The sequence below is a fragment of the Devosia algicola genome, assembly GCF_028816455.1.
Classification (GTDB): domain Bacteria; phylum Pseudomonadota; class Alphaproteobacteria; order Rhizobiales; family Devosiaceae; genus Devosia; species Devosia algicola.
Window position 1 is genome coordinate 2856500 of record NZ_CP118246.1, and the last position, 21164, is coordinate 2877663.

The 21164-nt window shown below is 58.8% G+C and carries 14 protein-coding genes and 9 pseudogenes; 14 read left to right on the forward strand and 9 right to left on the reverse strand.

From position 1 onward, the window contains the following. Positions 1 to 70 precede the first annotated feature (70 nt). The 10 genes and pseudogenes from PSQ19_RS15275 to PSQ19_RS15320 all read left to right on the forward strand — a co-directional run bounded on the left by PSQ19_RS15275 (position 71) and on the right by PSQ19_RS15320 (position 7834). Positions 71 to 866 (forward strand): annotated as a pseudogene (locus PSQ19_RS15275) (substrate-binding periplasmic protein). A 41-nt stretch (positions 867 to 907) separates the two neighbouring features. Next, positions 908 to 1721 (forward strand): annotated as a pseudogene (locus tag PSQ19_RS15280) (amino acid ABC transporter permease). A 64-nt stretch (positions 1722 to 1785) separates the two neighbouring features. Then, on the forward strand, positions 1786 to 2292 hold the full coding sequence (locus PSQ19_RS15285) for a CreA family protein (protein ID WP_282218436.1): 507 nt from the start codon (positions 1786 to 1788) through the stop codon (positions 2290 to 2292). Positions 2293 to 2460: 168 nt separating this feature from the next. After that, positions 2461 to 3097, forward strand: a pseudogene (locus tag PSQ19_RS15290) (peroxiredoxin). A gap of 176 nt (positions 3098 to 3273) precedes the next feature. After that, a complete protein-coding gene (locus PSQ19_RS15295) occupies positions 3274 to 5061 on the forward strand; it encodes a hypothetical protein (protein ID WP_282218437.1) in 1788 nt (595 codons plus the stop codon). 105 nt (positions 5062 to 5166) lie between these two features. After that, positions 5167 to 5486, forward strand: a pseudogene (locus PSQ19_RS15300) (ArsR/SmtB family transcription factor). Next, positions 5486 to 5897, forward strand: a pseudogene (locus PSQ19_RS15305) (SRPBCC family protein). Before PSQ19_RS15300 ends, PSQ19_RS15305 begins: the two co-directional pseudogenes overlap by 1 nt. A gap of 35 nt (positions 5898 to 5932) precedes the next feature. Beyond that, entirely contained in the window at positions 5933 to 6157 is a 225-nt protein-coding gene (locus tag PSQ19_RS15310) for a hypothetical protein (protein ID WP_282218438.1), read from the forward strand. A gap of 31 nt (positions 6158 to 6188) precedes the next feature. Beyond that, the gene (locus PSQ19_RS15315) at positions 6189 to 6563 is read left to right on the forward strand and encodes a DUF1801 domain-containing protein (protein WP_282218439.1); all 375 of its coding nucleotides are present in this window, start codon (positions 6189 to 6191) and stop codon (positions 6561 to 6563) included. A gap of 173 nt (positions 6564 to 6736) precedes the next feature. Then, the gene (locus tag PSQ19_RS15320; protein ID WP_282218440.1) at positions 6737 to 7834 is read left to right on the forward strand and encodes a Gfo/Idh/MocA family protein; all 1098 of its coding nucleotides are present in this window, start codon (positions 6737 to 6739) and stop codon (positions 7832 to 7834) included. A 5-nt stretch (positions 7835 to 7839) separates the two neighbouring features. Here PSQ19_RS15320 and PSQ19_RS15325 read toward each other — a convergent pair whose 3' ends face one another. The 9 genes and pseudogenes from PSQ19_RS15325 to PSQ19_RS15365 all read right to left on the reverse strand — a co-directional run bounded on the left by PSQ19_RS15325 (position 7840) and on the right by PSQ19_RS15365 (position 14896). Further along, the gene (locus tag PSQ19_RS15325) at positions 7840 to 8244 is read right to left on the reverse strand and encodes an FCD domain-containing protein (protein WP_282218441.1); all 405 of its coding nucleotides are present in this window, start codon (positions 8242 to 8244) and stop codon (positions 7840 to 7842) included. Beyond that, entirely contained in the window at positions 8159 to 8596 is a 438-nt protein-coding gene (locus tag PSQ19_RS15330) for a GntR family transcriptional regulator (RefSeq protein WP_282218442.1), read from the reverse strand. The genes PSQ19_RS15325 and PSQ19_RS15330 overlap by 86 nt, the downstream gene beginning before the upstream one ends. After that, positions 8593 to 9480, reverse strand: coding sequence for a carbohydrate ABC transporter permease (locus PSQ19_RS15335; RefSeq protein ID WP_282218443.1), 888 nt, complete (start codon positions 9478 to 9480; stop codon positions 8593 to 8595). Before PSQ19_RS15335 ends, PSQ19_RS15330 begins: the two co-directional genes overlap by 4 nt. 9 nt (positions 9481 to 9489) lie before the next feature. Then, positions 9490 to 10434: a carbohydrate ABC transporter permease gene (locus PSQ19_RS15340; RefSeq protein ID WP_282218444.1), complete on the reverse strand. Its 945-nt coding sequence runs from the start codon at positions 10432 to 10434 to the stop codon at positions 9490 to 9492. A gap of 68 nt (positions 10435 to 10502) precedes the next feature. Next, complete coding sequence (locus tag PSQ19_RS15345; protein WP_282218445.1) at positions 10503 to 11741, reverse strand: ABC transporter substrate-binding protein; 1239 nt, start codon at positions 11739 to 11741, stop codon at positions 10503 to 10505. Between the two features lie 37 nt (positions 11742 to 11778). Beyond that, positions 11779 to 12876: pseudogene (locus PSQ19_RS15350) on the reverse strand (ABC transporter ATP-binding protein). 84 nt (positions 12877 to 12960) lie between these two features. Next, positions 12961 to 13347 (reverse strand): enolase C-terminal domain-like protein, encoded by a 387-nt coding sequence (locus PSQ19_RS15355; RefSeq protein ID WP_282218446.1) that lies wholly within the window; start codon positions 13345 to 13347, stop codon positions 12961 to 12963. Positions 13348 to 13381: 34 nt separating this feature from the next. After that, positions 13382 to 14113 (reverse strand): annotated as a pseudogene (locus PSQ19_RS15360) (enolase C-terminal domain-like protein); the annotation flags it as partial. Between the two features lie 3 nt (positions 14114 to 14116). Continuing rightward, positions 14117 to 14896 carry an SDR family NAD(P)-dependent oxidoreductase gene (locus PSQ19_RS15365; protein ID WP_282218447.1) on the reverse strand — a complete coding sequence of 260 codons (780 nt, stop codon included), beginning with the start codon at positions 14894 to 14896 and terminating at the stop codon, positions 14117 to 14119. Between the two features lie 186 nt (positions 14897 to 15082). Between PSQ19_RS15365 and PSQ19_RS19970 the strand changes: the two are divergent. The 4 genes and pseudogenes from PSQ19_RS19970 to PSQ19_RS15390 form a co-directional block, all read left to right on the forward strand. Further along, positions 15083 to 15625, forward strand: a pseudogene (locus PSQ19_RS19970) (lactonase family protein); the annotation flags it as partial. Between the two features lie 91 nt (positions 15626 to 15716). After that, complete coding sequence (locus PSQ19_RS15380; RefSeq protein WP_282218450.1) at positions 15717 to 16139, forward strand: lactonase family protein; 423 nt, start codon at positions 15717 to 15719, stop codon at positions 16137 to 16139. A 159-nt stretch (positions 16140 to 16298) separates the two neighbouring features. Then, positions 16299 to 18812: a glycoside hydrolase family 38 N-terminal domain-containing protein gene (locus PSQ19_RS15385; RefSeq protein WP_282220717.1), complete on the forward strand. Its 2514-nt coding sequence runs from the start codon at positions 16299 to 16301 to the stop codon at positions 18810 to 18812. Positions 18813 to 18828: 16 nt separating this feature from the next. After that, positions 18829 to 20907 (forward strand): annotated as a pseudogene (locus tag PSQ19_RS15390) (glycoside hydrolase family 38 N-terminal domain-containing protein); the annotation flags it as partial. Positions 20908 to 21164 lie beyond the last annotated feature (257 nt).

A 21164-nucleotide genomic window follows, 5' to 3' on the forward strand; every position in this document is an offset into this window, starting at 1 on the left:
TCAAACAGGGGTCCGGTGATCGCCGCGATCCACTTTGTCCTCCGCCCCGCTGTCAGGAGAATGCCGCCTCATGAAAATCCTGCTTTCCACTCTGGCCGTGCCCTTGCTGGCACTGGCATTGGCCATCCCGACCCAAGCCCAGGCCTTGCCCAATCTTGAGGGGCGAACCATCCACGCGGTCACCGAGAACGCCTATTACCCACTCAACTTTGCCGACAAGACCGGTGCCGGTGTCGGGCTGGAATATGATGTGATCAATGAGGCGGCCAAGCGGCTAAATGCCAAGGTCGACTGGAGCCTTTCGGCTTGGGACGTCATGATCGAGGCGGTCAAGACCGGCCAGTTCGACATTGGCGCTGACGGCATTACCATAAATGCGGAACGGGCCGAGCAGGTCGACTTTACCCAACCTTTCATTACCGTCGACCAATCCTTCCTGGTGCGCGCCGATGAGGATCGGATCAGGGATGCGGCCAGCTTTGCCGAACATCCAGATTTGCTTTTCGGGGCCCAGTCGGGCACTTCGGCATTCTATACAGCCGTCTATGACGTGCTCGATGGCGACGAGGCCAATCCACGCATCAAGGCTCTTCGATACGTTTGGCGCTTCCGTTCAGGCCCTCAAAAGTGGCGACGTCGACGCGGTGATTGCCGATCAGGCGGCGGCGGCGGGCTATATCGGGGCCGATCCTGGCGCCTTCAAAATCGTTGGCGAACCGATCAAATCCGAACCGCTGGGTTTTATCCTGACACCAAAGTCGGATCTTGTTGATCCTTTCAATGACGCACTGTCCCAAATGAAGGGCGACGGCACGCTCGACAAGATGATCAACAAGTGGTTCTTCGAATACGGCGCTGAACAGTAAAACAAGCATCGGCCGTGCATTAATGATGTACGGTCCCAGCAATGTCCGAACCTAACCCGCAACCCAGATCGGTGCAGTTTCCGTGGTGGCTCGTGGCCATTGCACTTATTGGTCTGCTCATCTTGTGGGCCATCGTCGCCGATCAGGGCTACAACGAGATTTTCACCGTCCTGGTTCGGGGCGTGGTCACAACGCTCTGGGTGGCCATGGTGGCGTTTACGCTGGCCATGCTGCTTGGATTGCTCGTCGCATTGGCGCGCACCTCGCGGCACCAGCATCCTGGTGCAGCTGGCAACTTTTTATATCGAAATTGTCCGCGGCATTCCCATTCTGGTTGCTCTGTTCTACGTCGCCTTTGTCGGCGCCCCGGCGATGGTTGGGGCCGCAAACTGGTTGATCGCGCCGATGGTCAATATGGGCTTGTTCCCAGAATTGACCATTCGCAGCTTTGATTTCACCTGGCGCGCAATTTTTGCACTGACGGTTGCTTATTCCGCCTTCATCGCCGAAATTTTTCGCGCCGGTATCGAGGCGGTCAATGAAGGGCAGACCGAGGCGGCGCGGGCGCTGGGCCTGTCGCCATGGCGCACCTTTCGCCATGTCGTCGCGCCACAGGCCCTGCGCACCATCCTGCCCCCGCTGGGCAATGATTTCGTCTCGATGATCAAGGATTCGGCGCTGGTTTCAGCGCTCGGCGTGCAGGATATCACCCAGCTGGGCAAGGTCTATTCGTCGAGCAATTTCAAGTTCTTCGAAACCTATAATGTGGTGGCATTTCTCTATCTGACCATGACCATTTCCCTATCACTATTGGTGCGCCTGCTCGAAAAACGTATGGCCCGCAACAAGCGCTAGCCTTGTGTCGCACCGGGGCACCTACCACATGGGACCCGACAACATCGTCAACCGGAGTTAAGGCATGAAACCTGTTCCCGCCCTATTGGTTGGCCTCGTGCTCGCCGTCAGTCTTGGCGCCTGTTCAGACAAACGCGAGGTGGCCAGCGTTGGCGTCGACTGGACCGGCAACGATATTGCCATCGATGCGGTTGCCGATCCTGAAGTGTCGGGGGTCGTCTGCCACCTGGCCTATTTCAACCGCAGTTTCATTGACCGGCTGCAACAGGGAAACTGGTTTGAAGATCCCTCCTATTCGGCCCTTGATTGTTCGGCCATGGGCCCGATCACCGTCGGCGACATTGCCATGGGGTCGGGTGGCGAGGAGATATTTCGCGAGGGCCGGTCGTTGATCTGGAAATCGCTGCGCGTCTCGCGCATTTATGATGGGCAGAACAATGCGCTGATCTATCTGGCTCACGCGCGCGAATTGCAGCAGGGCTCGGGCAAGATGTCGCTATCGGTGGTGCCGCTGAATGGTGCAGACGTCACCTGGTCGAACGGGCCGCCAACACCCCCATCCGCAAAGTAGCGAAAGCGGGTTTTTTTACCGCTGGCAGCGGCGTTGGAACAAGATGGTGCAGGTTGGCGCCATTGACCAAAAATTTTCTTCACAATACCGCTATATTCGACCGATAAGTCTACGATATCATTGGCGAAACCAGAGGGCTCCGCAAACGGGGCAGGCAAGGAGCAAGAAATGGCTATTCTGATTGGCGACACGGCACCCGATTTTGAGGCAGAATCCTCCGAAGGACGTATTCATTTTTACGACTATATCGATGGCTCTTGGGCTGTGCTGTTTTCGCATCCCAAAAATTACACGCCTGTTTGCACCACCGAGACTCGGCTATACCGCAAAACTGAAGCCCGAATTTGACAAGCGCGGCGTCAAGGTTCTGGGCCTGTCGGTCGACAAGCTTGAAGATCACGCCGGTTGGGCCAGGGACATTGAAGAAACCCAGGGCACCGCCCTGAACTTTCCACTGCTGGCTGACACCGATGGTGCGGTTGCGCGCAAATATGACATGATCCATCCCAATGCCGACAATTCCCTCACTGTGCGCTCGGTATTTGTCATTGGGCCGGACAAGAAGGTCAAACTCAAGATTGAATACCCCGCCTCCACCGGGCGCAACTTTGATGAAGTTCTTCGCGTCATCGACAGTTTGCAACTGACTGCCAACCATGCCGTGGCAACGCCGGTCAACTGGAAGAACGGCGAGGATGTAATCATTGCCGGCACCGTCGACAATGAGGCGGCCAAGGCCAAATACCCCAATGGCTGGAAGGAACCAAAACCCTATTTGCGCATTGTGCCACAGCCGCGCGCCTGACATAGGTGCCCGCTACTTCCCGAACGACCGGACGGCAGGCGCCCCACCTGCCGTCCGTTTTCTGTCTGCCGCCTGGCTGGCAGGATCGGGAGATTGCCTTTTAACTGATCTTAAGGACAAGGCGCTAGCAATTGTCCGATGCCGTTCCAGTATCGGCGAGTTTGGGTTGCGGGCAAATGATCGACAAAACGAGTGCACCGGGGCGGATCAATCCGGTGTTGGTGCTGGCCGTCTTCGGCATCGCCGTTGTCACGCTCGTCGTTCGCGCTGTTGTCGGCGCCGCCCACACCCCTCTGCTGGCCGATACCGACGATGCCATGCGCATGGTTGTGGTCCGCGATCTTATCAACGGTCAGAACTGGTTTGATATCGTCCAGCATCGGCTCAACGCACCCTTTGGCGCGGAGGTACACTGGTCGCGACTGGTCGATCTGCCCATTGCCACCATTATCACTCTGGCGCGACCTTTTTCCTTTGGGCATGCCGAACAGGTTGCTGCTTATGTCTGGCCATTGCTCTTGCTCCTGGTGCTGCTGTGGCTGAGCGCTCGACTGTCCTTGCGACTGGTCGGCCAGCAGGGCGTGCTGCCGGCGCTGATATTGCCTGTTCTCAGCCCCGCCGTGACCGCAGAATTCACCCCCGGCCGGATTGATCATCATAGCGTGCAGATCATCCTGACGCTGGCAATCGCCTGGGCCTGCGTCGAAGCCGTCAAACGCGACCACTTTGCGGTACTCGCCGGTGTGTTGTGTGCAACCGCACTCGCCATCGGCACCGAATCCGTGCCCGCTGTCATCACCGCCATTGCCGCAATGGCTCTGCTTTGGGCCATCCGGGCCGACCAGGGCAAAAATCTGCGTGGCTTTGGCATCAGCTTTGCGCTTGCCGGCCTGGTTAATCTAGCCATTGCGGTGCCGCCCTGGCGCTGGTTCGTGCCCGCCTGCGATGCCATCTCTATTTTTTATGTCGGTGGCGCGGTGCTGGTTGGGGTGCTGTTTACGGCGCTCAGTTTCATGCCGAATGCCAAAACCGCGCACGGCCGAAAATTTCTCGGGCTGGCCGTCGCGGGTATTGTCGGCGTCGCCTTGACCCTGATGATCGATCCGCAATGTATAAGCGGGCCCTATGCTGCCGTTGATCCATGGCTGGTCAGCCATTGGCTCGACGCCATCTCCGAGGCCAAACCCTGGTGGGACAGCATCTGGGAACTGCCCGCCTATACAATCGCGGTGAGCGTGCCAGGATTTGCCGGGCTCATCATTATCGCCGTGCGCGCCATCCGCAGTCGGCATGATCGCGCCGAATGGCTGGTGTTGCTGGGATTTCTGGCCATGGCAACGCTGGTCATGGCGCTTCAGGTGCGCGGCGCGCGACTGGTCACCATGCCCGCCATTCCGGCGGCCGCATGGCTCATCGTGACCCTGCGCAAACGCTACCTCAATAGCGCACAACTTGCCGATGCCGCTTTGCTGGTTGGCGGTTGGCTGACATTTTCCGGCATTATCATGGTAGTGTTGGTTACCTTGATAACCGGTGGACAGATCACCCCGTCCAATGCCAGTCAGACCAACCAGCCTGACCGCTCCGCCTGCCTGCTGCCCGACGCCTTCGACGCGTTGAAAAAACTGCCGGCCCAACCGCTCATGAACCCGATCGATCTCGGTTCCCATATTTTGCTGAACACCGCCCATTCGGTCGTCGCGGCGCCCTATCACCGCAACACCGAGGGTCTGCTCGATGCGTTCCATTTCTTCAATCAGCCCATTGGGAGTGTGCGCGACATTCTTGACAAGCGCGGCATTGGCTTGGTCGTGACCTGCCCGGCGCTGCCAGAAATGGCCGGCCTGCCGGACGCCGCGCCGGACTCTTTTGTCAAACTGGCACCCAAGGGCCAGTTGCCCGATTGGCTAAAGCCGGTCAGCACCTCCGGACCGCTCAACATCTACGCGGTGGCACCGCGCTGACACTTGGTGTCGTGCTCCCCGGATCATAGGCTATCAACGGCGACTTGACATTAGATAACCCACTGGTTATTGATCAAACCCATAACCAAAGAGTTATGGAAAATCATGCCCCAATCCCACGATATTTTGTTCAAGACGCTCGCCGATCCGACGCGCCGGGCCATTTTCGAGCGCCTGTGTCGCGATGGCGACCAGACAGTGGGGGGCTGACACTCCATGCCGGTGTCTCCCAGCCGGCCGTCTCCAAACATCTCGGCGTACTCAAGCGCGCCGGGCTGGTGCACTTCCGGCAGCAGGGTCGCCAGACGCATTATAGCGCCCAGATTGACAGGCTCGCCCCGCTGAATGACTGGACACGAGAAATGACCGGCTTCTGGGAAAATCGGATCGACCAACTCGAAGATCTGCTTCAAAGGATGGACTAATGACCGACCAATCGACCAAAACACGCTCTGTTGTCATCGAGCGCCAGATCGCTTGTCCGCCAGAAAAGGCTCTGGCGTGCACTTACCCAACCGCACCTGATTTCAGAATGGCTCATGAGCAATGATTTTCAGCCCGATGTGGGACATCGGTTCAGATTCTCGGCAGATTGGGGATCTGTTGAGTGTGCCGTAACCGAAGTCGAACCGCAGAAAACGCTGGCGTACACCTGGGACGCGATGGGGCTTGAAAGCACCGTTACCTGGACGCTGACCGCCACTGGTGCGGGCACGCATTTGCGCATGGAACAGGCGGGATTCAGGGCCGATCAGAACCAAGCATACAATGGCGCCAAACTCGGGTGGCAGCAATTCCTCGGAAAACTGGAGGATGTGGTCGCAAAGATCGGCTGAACGCCCGGTTTGACACTGGACAACAGGAGTAGCAAATGAGCCCGACTATCCGGCACGCCCACCGCTGGCTATCGATCATTTTCACGGCGACCGTTATCGCCAATTTTGGATTTATGGCCGTTGGCACCCCGCCGCCATGGGTGGTCTATTCACCGCTGCCGCCGCTCTTTCTGATGTTGTTCAGTGGGCTGTATATGTTCTTTTTACCCTACATCAACAAAGGGCGCCGTCGGAATATGGCGGCCAGCCGGCACGCCTAGAGCGCGCCCGGAATCAGAGGTGACGGATCAAATGGAAGCAACCGAACAAATAGACCAATATATCGACAATCTGGACGACTGGCGCGGCAAAACCCTTGCCAGCGTCCGCAAGGCCATCCTTGCCGCCGATCCTGAAATTACCGAGGAATGGAAATGGATGGGCAGCCCGGTCTGGGCGCGATTTGGTAATCTGGTAGTCGGCAACGCCCACAAGGACAAGGTCAAGCTCACCTTCGCCCACGGGGCCGCTTTGCCCGACCCAGAGAAAATTTTCAACAATGGTTTTGGCGGCAAGGTCTGGCGCTCCATTGATATTTTCCAGGGCGACAACATCAACGAGTGCGCCCTGCAAGACCTCGTCCGTGCCGCTATTGCCTATAATCAGGCAAAATCGAAAGCCGGATAGAACCGGGCCGGATAGCGATTGACCAAGATCATCCCGCCCGCGCCACGCCTTGGCTTGTCCTGCTGCTATCGAGTTGTGGGCGCGGCGCGACGGTGCTATGGCGCTATTGGCAATGTGCGGGGCCTCACCGCCACGTGCCAGTCAGAATCTATCAAGGGGCAGGGACGACACTCATGGCAAAAATTGGCATCGGCATTGTTGGGCTGGGCAATATTTCGGCGGCTTACCTGAAGGCCAGCAAGCAATTTCCGGTGCTCGATATTCGCGGGGTTGCCGACATGAACCCTGACGCAGCCAAGGCGCGGGCCGATGAGTTTGGCCTCAAAGCCGTGGCACTGGACGCACTTTTTGCCGATCCTTCAATTGATATCATCCTCAATCTGACCATTCCAAAAGCGCATGTTGATGTTGGCCTGCGCGCCATCGAAGCGGGCAAGCATGTCTATTCCGAAAAGCCGCTGGGCATAGTTTTTGCTGAAGCGCAAAAGTTGATCGCTGCCGCCAAGGCAAAAGGGCTGCGGGTCGGCTCGGCTCCCGACACGTTCCTGGGCGGCGCCCATCAGACCGCCCGCAAGTTAGTCGACAAGGGCGCATTGGGCCAACTTGTTGGCGGCACTGCCTATTTCATGTGCCCCGGCCACGAGCGCTGGCATCCCAACCCGGCATTTTATTATGAACAGGGCGGCGGGCCGATGCTCGACATGGGTCCCTATTACATTACCGACCTGGTCAATCTTTTGGGCCCCGTCGCCAAAGTCTTCGGCGTTGGAACCATGGTGCGTTCAACCCGCACCATCACCGCCAAGGAGCGGGCAGGGGAGGTCATTCCTGTTCATGTTCCAACCCATGTGTCGGGCACGCTGATATTTCACAACGGGGCCGTGGTGCAAATGGCGATGAGCTTTGATGTGGCTGGTCACAAGCATGTGCCGCTCGAAATCTATGGCACGAACGGCACGCTGATCGTGCCCGATCCCAACAATTTCGGTGGCCAGATCGAACTATTGAAAAACGGTGGCGAGTGGGCAAATATCGATACCGATATGCCCTATGCCGACGGCAATTACCGATCTATCGGGCTGGCCGACATGGCGCACGCCATTCTTGCCGATCGGCCACATCGCGCCAATGGCGATCTGGCGTTGCACGTGCTCGAAGTCATGGAGGCGTTTGACACCGCATCGCGTAACGGGGCTGTCGTCGAGATTGCCACGCCGGTCACCCGACCCGCGCCGCTGTCGGAAAACCTGACAAAGGGCAAAGTAAGCTGAACCGGTCAACGGTTCTGGGCGTTGTCGCCGATAAAATATTGTGGGGCGCGGGCGCGGATGAGATCCAGCTCGTGCATGACTGACGTCAAATGGCTGGCAATGCTCTTGTCGGCGCCATCGACATCGTGGGCCACCAGCTTGCCCAGAATTTCTTCATGCTCGGCCACCAGGTCGAGCATATGCTGCTGGCTCAATAGCGACAGGCGGCGCACGCGGTCCATGTGGAACTTGGCCTCTCTCACATCATCCCAGATCGATTCAAACCCGGCGGCCCGGGCGATCAGGGCATGAAACTGATCGTCGGAATCAAGAAATCCCTGATCATCATTCAGGCTGGCATAGGTCTTTTGCAGCGCAATTTCGCGCCGCATCAGCCCGGCAATTTCCGGCGTCAACTTTACCGCTGCCATGCGCACCAGCGGTCGCTCCAGCGCCTCGCGGATAAAGCGCGACTTGGCGATCAGGCTCTTCGCTCAGCGGCGACACCCTGGTGCCGCGTTGGGGCAGGATATCAACCAGCCCGCGCCGTGCCAGCCGCGCCAACGCTTCACGCACCGGGGTGCGACTGACCCCGAATTCGGTTGCCAGCCGCGCCTCCGACAATTCCTGAAATGGTTCCAGCTTCATGTCGAGAATGCGTTGCATCAGATAATCATAGACCTGCGAGGCAATCGAGCCGCTACTGCGGTTAAACAGATATGTTTCATCACCGCCGAATTGGCTGCCGACATGGTCGATACTGGGCTGGGCTTTGTCTGTCATTTGTTACCAAGCTGAAGACCGGCCATGAAATATTTTCGCAACACCACGAACATGAGCACAGTGGGAATACTCGAGATCAGCGTGGCGGTAATCACAACATTGGGGCCGGTAGTGGAATAGGTTCCCTGTAGTGATTGCAATGCCACCATGATCGAGCGCACCTCGATGCCATTGGCCAGGATCGAGGAGAACAGCAGGTCGTTCCAGATAAAGGTGAATTGCAACAAAAACAATGCAATCAATGGGCCGGTCGCATTGGGGATGATCATCGAGATAAACACCCGCCATTCGCTGGCCCCCTCAATGCGCGCCGCCTCGTCGACTTCGCGGGTAATCCCCGAAAACGAATTGCGCAGCACCAGCAGTGGAAACGGAATGCAGATCGCCACATAGATCAGCAACATGCCCAGCCACGAATTGACCAGCCCCAGACGCTGATAGCCAAAAAGCAGTGGCACCAGATACATCTGGAACGGAAACAAAGTGCCAGTGAAAATCAGCATGAACCAGCCATTGGCGCCCAACAGGTTGAGCCGCGTCATGCCATAGGCGGCAGCGGCGGCAAACGCCACGGCCAGCGCCGAGCCGATCCCGGCATAGGTCAGCGAATTGATCGCGGCCGACCCCAGATTGGCCAGCGTCCAGGCCTGCACCACATTGTCAACCAATGGCGCCAGCGATTGGGGTAGTTGCAGCACGCCGCTGGTGGCATATTCCTCGGTGGTCTTGAAGATGGTGACAAACAGATAATAGAACGGCGTCAGATAGGCGATTGTCAGGGCGATGATCGGCACCATCAGCCAGCGCCCGCCGCTGGCCTGAGCGCGCCGCTCCTTTTCAATCAGACTATTGATGAAACTCTGGTCAGTGATGTCGGTAGTCATGACCGGCTCCTATCTGATGCTTTTTTCAACACGCGACTGGATAATGGCCAGCGCCGCGCTCACCGTGATCACCATGCCCCCCAGCACTACCGCCACCGCCGAGCCATAGGCCCAGGCGCCGTTGGAGAAGGATTCGTAATACATATAGACCGCCAGCGATAAGGTGCGTTTGCCCGGATAACTGCTGGCCATCACCCACAACAGGTCAAACGTTGTAAAGCCCGCCGCGACATTGAGAATGGTCACCACCAGCACCGTTGGCAGCAGCAGCGGCCAGATGATGTGGCGGAAAATCTGCCATTGCGACGCTCCATCGACCCGCGCCGCTTCCAGCGGATCGCGCGGCATCGCCGCCAGCCCCAGCAATAGCAGCACCATGGTAATGCCCACGGTTTGCCAAACGAAGGTGAAAATGATCGAGAGCGTCACTGTCTCGGGCACAAAAATCCAGCCAAAATCGAAATCGCTGCCGGTAAGACCCGATACGGCCGAATTGATCACGCCGTGCGGGGCATAGACATAATACCAAATGGCACCAACGGCGGTCGGCGCCATCACTTTGGGCAGGAAATAGAGACTCTTGAACGTCTCCTGAAACGGAATATTGCGCAAAAGCAGCGCCAGCCCCAGTCCGAACGCCAGCGGAAACACGATCGCGCCAACCACCCAGAGCGCGGTATTGCCCAGCGCTTCGGAGAAATACGGCACGGCGAACAGGCGCTGATAGTTGGCCATCCCCGCGAACTGATCCAGGCCGGTGAATTTACGCCATTTGGTAAAGCTGAGAATGACGTTGAAGACCACCGGCGTCAGAAGAAAAACCGTCACCATGATCACGGCAGGGGCAATGAACAGCCATGCCACGCGCGTCTGCTGCCAGGCGGCCCGTCGCTCGCGTGAGCGCGCCACCTTGATGACGTCCGGGCTGAGCATATGAGAGGCGCTGCTGGCCATGATTGGTTTCCTGTAAATTTGGGTCTCGGCTGCGCCCGGGTGAGCGCAGCCGAGATCAGGTTCAGGACTTAAAGATTTGCCCAATAGTCGGCATTGATAGCCTGCATGTCAGACATGGATTTTTGAGCCTGATCGGGGGTCGGGTTGAACATGAACGCCCCCATCGCTGCCACCAGATCGCCCTGGATCTGAGACGGCACAGCTTCCCACCAGCGCACGAGTGCCCGTGGATTTGCCTCGGCAACCATTTTCTTGTTGGCCTCGATGGTGGCATTGGGTGCCGCCGCCTTGAGATTGCCGTTATAGACTTGGATCTCGGTACCCAAGGCAGTTGAGGCAGCTTCCCCCATCATCGATTGGACGGCCTTACCAAGGTCGGCATTGGCCGACATGGCCTGCGCCGATACAACGATTGGCGAGGCTTCAACGATCACCGATTGCTCCGCATCGGGCGAAACAGGAGGCATCAGAAAAGTCTTGAAATCGACGCCCGGCTCCATGCCAGCCGCCGCGAAAGTCCCCGAATGCCAGTCGCCGATCAGGAACATGGCGGCGGACTTGTCGACGAAGAATTTCTGGTCGTCCTGCTCGCGCGGATCGGTAAAGTATCCCTTGTCATACATCTCGCCCCAAACCTTGAAGGCGTTCTGTACAGTTGGGCCGTCATACGGCACCGAGCCATCGGTCAACCCGACAAAATCATCAGGATTGGTGCCCAGCACCAACTGGCTGAACCAGATGAACGGCATCCAGCCGCCCGACGTAGGCGCATTGATCGGGGTATATCCAGCAGCCTTGAGCTTGTCGCAAGCGGCGATGAATTCTTCCCAGGTTGTCGGCGGTGCGTCGATCCCGGCATCCGCAAATGCTTTGGTATTGTAGAACACCACCCAGTTGGCGACATTGAGCAGCACTCCATAGGGCTTGCCGTCAACGCTGACCAGTTCGCGTTGCGCTGCCGAATAGTCGCCGTCGGCAATCGCCTGGTCCCAATAGGGGCTCAGATCAGCAGCCACGCCGGTGGCGACAAGGTCACTGAGTTGGTTGCCGTTCCACCAGGTAAAGAAGGCCGGCACATTGTTGCTGGCAATCGAGGTTTGCATGAAAGCCTGATATTTGTCGGTCGGCGTCAAATCCTGCACATTGATGGTCACCCCGGCAGCCTCACCGGCAGCATCGGTTACCGCTTCAATGCCCGGATGCCATTCGGCCTTGTCCGAATAGAGTTTGAGCTCCTGGGCCTGGACCCCGCCCGCCGCCAGCAGCGTCGTCAGTGCCAGTCCGGTTAGTGTTTTTGTCAGTGACATGGTTCTTCTCTCCCTTTGACAGTTTGTTGATCGGTGCTCACCGGAGCACCGAGTCCTGCGTTTGCTTGTCAAAAACGTGCACCCGCGATCCATCAATGCGAAATTTCAGCGTTTCGTCGGGATCGACAACTCGTGGGTGCTGCATGCGCGACACAATCTCGGTATCCCCGAGATGGGCGAACAGCAGGCTTTCATTGCCGAGCATTTCGGCAAAATTGACTTTGGCGGTAAAATCGACCCCCACTTCGGGTCGCGAGCCGTGCCCCTCTGGAATGATGTCCTCGGGACGCACTCCCAAAACCACCGGTGCGCCCTTGGCCGGCAGATCAAATCGATCGGCGGGAACGGCAACATCAAGCCCCCCACCTTGATCACCGGACCATTGGCATCGGCGTCCACGACGGCATCGAGAAAATTCATCGATGGTGCGCCAATGAAACCGGCGACAAACTGGTTGCGCGGCCGCTCGAACACGTCCAGCGGCGTGCCGACCTGGGCGACGAGACCATCATGCAACACCACGATCTTGTCGGCCAGCGTCATTGCCTCGACCTGGTCATGGGTAACAAAAACCACCGTCGCCTTGAGTCTCGCGCTGCAACCGCTTGATCTCGATGCGGGTCTGGTTACGCAGCTTGGCATCCAGATTGCTCAGCGGCTCGTCAAACAGGAAAACTTCCGGATCGCGCACCATGGCCCGGCCAATGGCGACGCGTTGCCGCTGTCCACCCGAAAGCTGGGAAGGTCGGCGATCCATATAGGGGTCCAGCCCGAGCATCGTGGCGGCTTCATTGCGCCGTCGGGCAATTTCGTCGGGTTTGGCGCCGCTGATCTTGAGTCCAAATCCCAGATTGTCCGACACGCTCATGTGGGGATAAAGCGCATAGGACTGAAACACCATGGCAATGCCGCGATCACGCGAGGGCAGGTCATTGACCAGCTTGTCGTCGATCCTGAGTTCGCCATGGGAAATGGTTTCAAGCCCGGCGATCATGCGCAGCAACGTCGATTTGCCACAGCCCGATGGCCCCACCAGCACCACAAAACTGCCATCCTCGACATCGATGTCGACGCCCTTGATGGCGACGAACTCGCCATAGATCTTGATAATATTGCGCAAGGTAACAGTCGCCACCCGCAGTCCTCCTAGCGTTGTGCCGGATCGGCATAGCGGCTCTCTGGCTGGATCGAGTACCAGCCAGGCCGTTGCGGATCGCGGTCATAGGTGTAGCCGCCGACATCGGCAAAATGGCCGGCGTAATGGGCGAGCCTTGTCGCGGTCGACCTCGACACCGAGCCCCGGCCCCTTGGGCAGGGCAATTTCGCCATCGACATATTTCATCTTGCCCCCGACAATGATGTCGTCGAGCAGATGATGATAATGTGCGTCCGCCGCAAAACTCATATTGGGCAGCGCTGCGCCCAGATGCAGCATCGAAGCCAGTTGGATACCCGCTTCCCCCGAGGAATGCACGCTGGTGCCCATCTGGAAGGTTTCCAGCACCTGCCCGGCGCGGTAGGCCTGTCTCAGCCCGCCCCAGAAGGTGGTATCGAGCAGGATGACATCGACCGCTTCGAGTCGCACGCAGGTGGCGAGCCTGTTCAAAATTGACCACCACCGTATTGGTGGCAGTGGGAATGGAAATGCGGTCGCGCAACCGCCGCATGCCTTCCAGACCAAAACAGGGGTCTTCATAATAATCGTTGCGGATATGGGTGATCTGCCCGGCAACACGGATCGAATCCTCAACCGTCCAGACGCTATTGGGGTCTAACCGGAAACTGTCCCCGGGAAACGCATCGGCCAGCGCCGAATAGACGTCAACATCATGGTCGGGCTTGAACACGCCGCCCTTGAGTTTGTGAGTCTTGAAGCCGTTGAGCGTTTTCTGTCGCTTGGCCTCGGCAACAATCTCGTCGGCGGAAAATTCGTCCCCAAACCCGTTTTCGGCATTGGCGTAGCGATAAAAAAGATAGCTGGCAAAGGGGATGGATTCGCGCAACGCGCCCCCGATCAGATCGCAGGCACGCACGCCCAGCGCCTTGCCAGCGACATCCATGCAGGCCATCTCTATAGCCGCATGGACCTGCATGCGCGAATTATAAAGGCTGGCCACCGGATTCATGATTTTCCAGCGCAACTGTTCCAGTTGCAGCGGATCATGGCCCTTGAGATAGGGCAAAAGGCTGCGAACCGAATTTTCCGCCGCCTCGCCCCCGCCGCCCAATTCGCCCCAGCCCGACAGTCCCTCATCGGTCACGACTTCCACAATGGTGCGGATAAATCGGCCCCAATGCGCCCCCGCCGCGTGCCGAAGCGGTGCTTCAAGGGGCAGCGCAATTGTGGTCGCCTTGATATCGACGATCTTCATCTGCTATTTCCCCGCGTCCTTGGGGGCGCCACCGATCTGGGCCAGCAGCCCGCCATCAACCCGGATGGTTTCGCCGGTGATGAAGGAGGCCTTGTCCGAGAGCAAGAAGGCAATGACATCGGCAATTTCGGAGGCTTCGGCGCGGCGGCCCAGCGGATGCATGGCATCTACTACAGCGCTCAGCGCTTCGGGATCAGGATCAAGCGCAATGGCGGCGCGCAATAAAGGTGTATCGACCGAGCCGGGCGCAACGCCAACGACACGCACGCCATTGCCCGCTTCATCCACGGCCATGGCGGTGACAAGGCCAACCAGCGCATGCTTGGAAACCACATAGGCCAATGCGCCTTTTTGTGCCGCCATGCCCTGCACCGATGCTGTCAAAATGATGGCGCCGCGCTGGCGGCGCAATTCAGGCATTGCCGCCTTGGCGACCAGAAATGCGCCGGTCAGATTGACATCGAGCACTTCGGCCCATAGCGCCTCGCTGGTTTCCAGCACGTCGCCATAGCGCTGGATACCGGCATTGTGGGAAACCCCGGCCAGGCCACCAAACCGGTCTTTCGCGAGGCTAACGGCGGCCTCGCAATCGGCCAGACTGCTGACCGATCCGACATGGGTCGCCACAGCGCCCCCGATCTCGGCGGCTGTGGTTTTGAGCGCAGCTGCATCCCGGTCAAACAGCACGAGATTTTTGCCTTCAGCCGCCAGCACCTCCGCGACAGCACGGCCAATTCCCATGGCAGCACCCGTGACCAAAACCGTTTTGCCTGCCTCATTCACAGCGTATTTCCTCCTCTTGCCAAACCAATGTAGAGCTACCATACTAGTCGTGTCAATTGACTTGTGCTGACGATGCGGCGTTTGGCAAAACCCAGCCAATGCCAGTAGCGCGACCTTGGTTTGCGGAGGAAACAATCATGCGGATTTTTGCGTTCGCGGGCAGCCTGACGCGGCAATTGCCGCAATATGGCGCTGCAAACGGCGAGGGGATTACCCAGTTCGAACTGGACCCGACAAGCGGAAAACTTACCGTCAAATCGGTCGAAGGCGCCATCGAAGACAGGCTCCTGGCTGGTGGTCAATGGGGCCGGGGACCGGCTTTATGCGACCTGCGAAGTCACCGGTTCTGATCAGGGCGCCGTAACCGCCTTTGCGATTGACGCTAAAACCGGGCACCTGTCTCACCTTGGCTCACAGCCAAGCCTTGGCGGCGAAGTGTGCCATGCATCAATAACCCCTGATGGACGATTTCTTCTGGTGGCCAACTATAATGGCGCCACCCCGACGGGATGGCCGGACAAATCCATTTCGGTGTTTCCGCTTGCACAGGACGGCAATTTGTTGCCGGCCGTCTGCAGCATCGCCCATACCGGCAGTGGTCCCAACGCCGAACGCCAGACGCGTGCCCATGCCCATTGCATTATGCCAACCCCGGACGGCAAACATGTCTACGTCGCCGATCTCGGCGCCGACCGATTGTTTGCCTATGCGCTTGGCCAAGACGGCCAGTTGAGCGCTGCACCCGACCGTGATTTTACCGTGCCTGCCGGTGTCGGCCCGCGCCACATTGTTTTTCATCCCGATGGCCAGGCTCTTGTTCATGGTAAGCGAGTTGACCCCTGTCGTCATGCGCTTCAGCATAGACAAGGTCAGTGGTGCACTTCACGCCGAGCAGACCATGGCGATCCCGCCGGGCGACGCGCCGATCACGCAGCCCGCGGGCATCATATTGTCGCCCGACAATCGGCACCTGCTGGTCTCCCTACGCGTATCCAACGAGATTTTGGGCTTTGCCATTGATGCCGATAGCGGCGCACTGGTTGAGACCGGCCGTTGGTCCTGTGGCGGCAATACACCGCGCGCGCTGGCTTTTGCGCCGTCGGGTCGCCATGTCGTCGTTGCCAATCAGGATTCCGATAGTGTCACCGTATTCACCTTTGACCCGCAAAGCGGCGAACTCGGTGCGCTTGTTCACAACCAACCCACGGGCAGTCCGATGGCTGTCGCCTTTGCCACCGTCTAGGCGGTGTACCGCTCACAACCAATCACTCTCTCCAAATCGAGCACACCATGATCAAGGAAATTCTGTTCGTCCATCACAGCCACACCGATATTGGCTATACCCACCCCCAACCGGTGGTGATGGAGCCTGCATCGCCGCTTCATTGACGAGGCGCTCGATATTGCCGAGCGCACTGCCGACTATCCCGACGACAGTCGCTTCCGCTGGACCTGCGAAGTCACCGGCATCACCATGGATTGGTGGAAGAACGCCTCCAACACCGACCGCGATCGCTTCTTGGCGGCGGTCAAGCGCGGCCAGTTCGAAGTCGCCGGCATGGGGTGGCACATGACCCCGCTGATGGATCATTCCATGGTGATCGATGTTCTCAAATCGGTCCAGTTCTTCCGCGATCTGGGCATTCCCGTGCGCTCGGCGATGAATACGGACGTCAATGGCCTGCCATGGGGCGTCATTGATGCTCTGCTTGATCATGGCATCACCGGCATTTCGATGGCGATCAACGAACATTATGGCCACGCGCTCAAACCCTGGCCGCGCGCTTTCAACTGGGAGGCACCGGGCGGGCGCACTATCACCGCCTATAATGGCTTCATCTATGGCGTCACCTCGGACCGGAGCCTGCGCATCCCGCTCGATATGGACGAAGCGCGCACCCGCGTGCCGCAATGGGCACAACGCTGGGAGGCCACCGGCTATCCCCACCCGTTCCTGATGATGCAGATCACCAATATTCGTTACCACGATAATGGTGCGCCCCAAGCCGCCCTGCCCGATTTCATTCGTCGTTTCAATGATGGCAACGCTGCCAACCAGGGCGTAAAACTGCGTTTTGGCACCCTCTCGGAGTTTTTTGACCGGCTGCGCGCCGAACCGGCGGAAACCTTGCCGACCCTGCGCGGCGACTGGACTGACTGGTGGAATTTTGGCGCCGGCAGCACGGCCCATGAAACCGCCCAGGTCCTGCGCGGCCAGCGCGACCTTGATGATGCGCTGGCGCTCGAAACCTGGCATCGCGACGCGACCCCGCGCCGTGCCATGCTACACAATAGCGCCCGCGCCGGACTGGCACTTTATGCCGAACACACCTGGGGCGCAGACCGCTCGATCAGCCATCCGCATTCACCCGAAACGCGTACCCAGCAACTGCTCAAGCTGGCGACTGTTGCCGAAGGGGCAAGCGTTGCACGCATGTTGCGCCGGGACGGGCTTGAACGTTTGGCCATCGAAGCGGGCGGCGACGAACCGCGTGTTCTGGTCTTTAATCCCCATCCTTTTGCGGTGCGTCAGTCGGTGCGGCTGCCGTACCTGCCGCCCTTGGCTGGGGCGCCGGATCCCAAACAGGGGTTCGGACTTGAGGATATCGTGCCAACCGGCCCGTCCTCGCATCGCATCCAACGCCAGGACGTCGTAAGTTCGGACCTCACCGATGAGCGCGCTTTCTGGAGCGCCCCGATTTCGGTGCCGCCGCTTTCCTACCAGACGTTTGCCGCCGAGGCGGTGCGTCCCGCCGATACCAGCACCATGAGTTGCACCGACAGCACCCTGTCAAACGGTCAGGTTACCTTGACCTTCGACCAGCAGGCTGGCGGCGTGACCTCGCTTGAACGCAATGGCGTCGAATATGCCGCCCCCGCCGCCGGAAATCTAATATTCGGCGTCCCGGTGCTGGAGCAGATCGAAAGCGGCGTTCGCACCGACATGTTCGATAAGGTGGCGCTGGAATCCCCCGATTGGCACAAGGCCTGGCATACTGACTGGAAAGCCCGGCGCCATATGCCGACCAAACTGGTCGACACCAAAACCGTATCCGCTCGTGGCAGTGCCCAACTGACCCAGATCTTTGCCTTGTCCAATGGCGAGCAGGTCGAAATGATCTACCGGCTCCTGCCCGACGATCCCAGCGTTCAGATCGAAGCGGTGGTCAGCAAATTGCCACGCGCCGACGCCGAATCGCTCTATTTGCCGATGATGGCAGCGCTCGGTCCCGATTGGTCGACCGATTATGAAACCGGAGGCGCCACCGTCGCGCTCGACGACGAGCAGTTGCCCTATGCCAGCCGTCATTACATCACCACCCAGCGATTCATTCGTGTTGCCGATGCCAAACACGAACTGATGGTGGCCTGTCCTGATGCGCCGCTTTGGCAGATCGGCGGGTTTACCTATGGCCGGTTCGGCGAGCCTGATGGCCGCGTTGAACGCCAGCACCCGGCACTTCTGGCATGGCTTACCAACAATTACTGGAGCACCAATTTCCAGGCCGACCAGAGCGGCAAACTCCGCTTCCGCTTTACGCTGTTGCCGGCGCCAAAACAGGCACTTGGTGCGTCGATACAAGGTGCACTGGCTCATACCCGTCCGCTGGCAACCCACGTCTATGCCGAACGCGGCGCGGTCAAGCAGGCGGCAGCATCGCTTCTGACCACCGATCTCGGGCCATTGGTACTGACCCGGCTCGAAACCGATGGGGCAGGCGTTGCGATGAGCCTGCTTAATCCCGGCGATGAAACCATCGAGGCTAAAATCGGCTCTGGCCTTCTCAAACTTGCCAGCGCCGCCAGAACCTCGCTTGCCGGCGAGACGCTCGAAACTCTTTCCTGTTCGGAGGGTACGGCCCGCTTCACTGTCGGCCCCCGTGCCTGGACCCGCATCAGACTAGCGACCCATTAGCCCAAAGGAGACCCCGATGAGCAAGATCAAGACCATCTATATCTGCAACCACGCCCACACCGATATCGGCTTTACCGACTATCAACCAGTCGCCTTGCGCCAGCATGGCGAGTTTGTTGGTCAGGCTCTTGACCTGATAGAGGCCACCGATGGATTTCCAGCCGAGGCGCAATATCGCTGGACAATCGAAACCACCGGGCCGTTCCTCAAATATCTGCGTAGCGCCAGCAAGGCCGAAATCGCGCGGTTCCGCCATTGGCATGAGCAGGGCCGCATCGATATTGCCGGCATGCAATACAACATGACGCCGCTACTCAATGTTGAGCAGATGCACCGCAGTCTCTATCCATTGCGGGCGCTGCGGGACGAATTCGGCTTTCATGTCGAAGCGGCGATGCAGGATGACGTCAATGGCGTCTCCTGGCTCTATGCCGATCTTTTGGCTGAGCTGGGCATCAAATTCTATACCGCCGCCATCAACCCGATCCGGGGCGCACGGCCAAAGCCATTTCCCGGTGCCTTCCGCTGGGAAGGCCCGAGCGGCAACAAAATTCTGGCCTGGAATGGCTATCATTATCTGTTCGGTCGCAGTCAGGCGGGGCTGGGCAATTGGGATCTGGTCGACCGGCTGTTGCCGCGCTGGATCGACGAACTTGAAAACGACAAATCCTATCCCTTCGATTTCCTTTATTGCGAATCCACCCACCCGGTGCGCGTCGATAATGGCCCACCGGACGCGCGCATGCCCGAATTCGTCAAGCGCTGGAATGAGGATGGCCGCCCCTACAAGATGGAATTCATCACCGTCACAGATTTTGGTCGGCTGCTGGAAGAAAAATACGCCAAATCCATTGCCACCCAACGAGGCGACTGGACCGACCATTGGGCCGATGGTGTCGGCTCGTCGGCCTTCGAGGTTGGCGTCAATCGTGCCGCCCACGAAATCGTCGGCATCGGCGAAGCGCTTGAAGCCTGGCGCCGAAGCAAGGGGCAAAGCGCCTGGGACGCTGACAAGGCTGCCGATATCTATGAATCGATGACCCTGTTTGATGAACACACCTGGGGTGCCTACTCTTCGGTCGAAGCGCCCCATTCGCTGTTCAGCCAGGCCCAGTGGAATCATAAGGCCGGCTTTGCCTATCGCGCCGCCATGGAAGGGCACTCCAGCGTTGCCAACGCCGCCAATGCACTGGCAGCACCGCTCGGCACCAAGGGGCCGGAGGGCATTTTCAACCTCGGCAATCTTGATCCCAGCGAAGCCTTCAAGGCTTCGGGCATTGAGCAATTGCTGGTGTTCAATACCCTGCCTTGGGAGCGCAAGGTGATTGTCGAAGAGCCTGAACCACGCGGTGGTGCCGCCCCGGTCGGGGTGCTCGACACCTTCTTCAATCGGCGCAGCACCTGGGGTGGTCCGCGCCCTTACCCCGAAATTCGCCGCGTTGCCGGCACCGTGCCGCCCATGGGATATGCCTTTCTAGATCTCACGCAAGGCGTGCCGGCCAGCGATCTCAAGGCCGATGGCGACACTATCGAAAACAAGCATTATCGCCTCAAGATCGACCCCAAGACCGGTGCCATCGCCGAGCTGTTCGACAAGGCGCAAAGCCATGATTTTGCTGCCAAATATCAGGGCTGGGGACCGGGTGAATATATCTATGAAACCGTCGATTCCCCCGATGATCGCCTGGCCATTGCCGACATCAGCTTTGACAAGCCAGAGTTTTTTACCGGCCACAAGGACACCCCGTGGCGTCGCCAGACCGCAACAAAGGTCACGCTCAAAAAGGCCGAAATATTTGAAGGCCGCGCTTCGATCACTGTTACCATCGAGGCCCCCGGCGTCTCCAGCGCCAGCGTCGTTTATGCCCTTGATGCCGATACCAAATGCGTCATGGTGGATTGGTTGATCGACAAGCTCGACCACCCCAAGGCTGAGGCGGTGTTCATCGCCTTTCCCTTTAATCTCGATGCCGCCAATTTCGAGCTGGATCTCAACGGCATTGCCGCCACCCCCAACGATGATCAACTCGATGGCGCCGCCAAGGACTGGTACCCGACCGGCCGCTGGATCAATGTCAGCGACAAGCGCCGTGGCGTCACCCTGGTGCCGCTCGATACCCCGCTCGCCCATCTTGGTGGCATCACCACCGGCAAGTGGGATCGCACCCTGCATCCCGAGGGGCCAACGATCATGAGACTGGGCACTCAACAACCATTGGCTGGTCAATTTCAAATCATCGCAAAGTGGACCAATCCCGCTGCGCTATCGTCTGGTAACCCACGATGGTCCCGCCGACGCGGCGGTCGCGGCCCGCTTTGCCGCCGAAATGGCGGTCCCCCCGGTCACGGTGC

Bases quoted from the DNA above. Each gene is read 5' to 3' on its own strand.
- PSQ19_RS15340 (WP_282218444.1), bottom strand. From the start codon at position 10,434: ATGGCCAGCAGCGCCTCTCATATGCTCAGCCCGGACGTCATCAAGGTG.
- PSQ19_RS15320 (WP_282218440.1), top strand. From the start codon at position 6,737: ATGGCAAAAATTGGCATCGGCATTGTTGGGCTGGGCAATATTTCGGCG.
- PSQ19_RS15315 (WP_282218439.1), top strand. From the start codon at position 6,189: ATGGAAGCAACCGAACAAATAGACCAATATATCGACAATCTGGACGAC.
- PSQ19_RS15330 (WP_282218442.1), bottom strand. From the start codon at position 8,596: ATGACAGACAAAGCCCAGCCCAGTATCGACCATGTCGGCAGCCAATTC.
- PSQ19_RS15325 (WP_282218441.1), bottom strand. From the start codon at position 8,244: ATGGCAGCGGTAAAGTTGACGCCGGAAATTGCCGGGCTGATGCGGCGC.
- PSQ19_RS15285 (WP_282218436.1), top strand. From the start codon at position 1,786: ATGAAACCTGTTCCCGCCCTATTGGTTGGCCTCGTGCTCGCCGTCAGT.
- PSQ19_RS15380 (WP_282218450.1), top strand. From the start codon at position 15,717: ATGGTAAGCGAGTTGACCCCTGTCGTCATGCGCTTCAGCATAGACAAG.
- PSQ19_RS15295 (WP_282218437.1), top strand. From the start codon at position 3,274: ATGATCGACAAAACGAGTGCACCGGGGCGGATCAATCCGGTGTTGGTG.
- PSQ19_RS15335 (WP_282218443.1), bottom strand. From the start codon at position 9,480: ATGACTACCGACATCACTGACCAGAGTTTCATCAATAGTCTGATTGAA.
- PSQ19_RS15345 (WP_282218445.1), bottom strand. From the start codon at position 11,741: ATGTCACTGACAAAAACACTAACCGGACTGGCACTGACGACGCTGCTG.
- PSQ19_RS15310 (WP_282218438.1), top strand. From the start codon at position 5,933: ATGAGCCCGACTATCCGGCACGCCCACCGCTGGCTATCGATCATTTTC.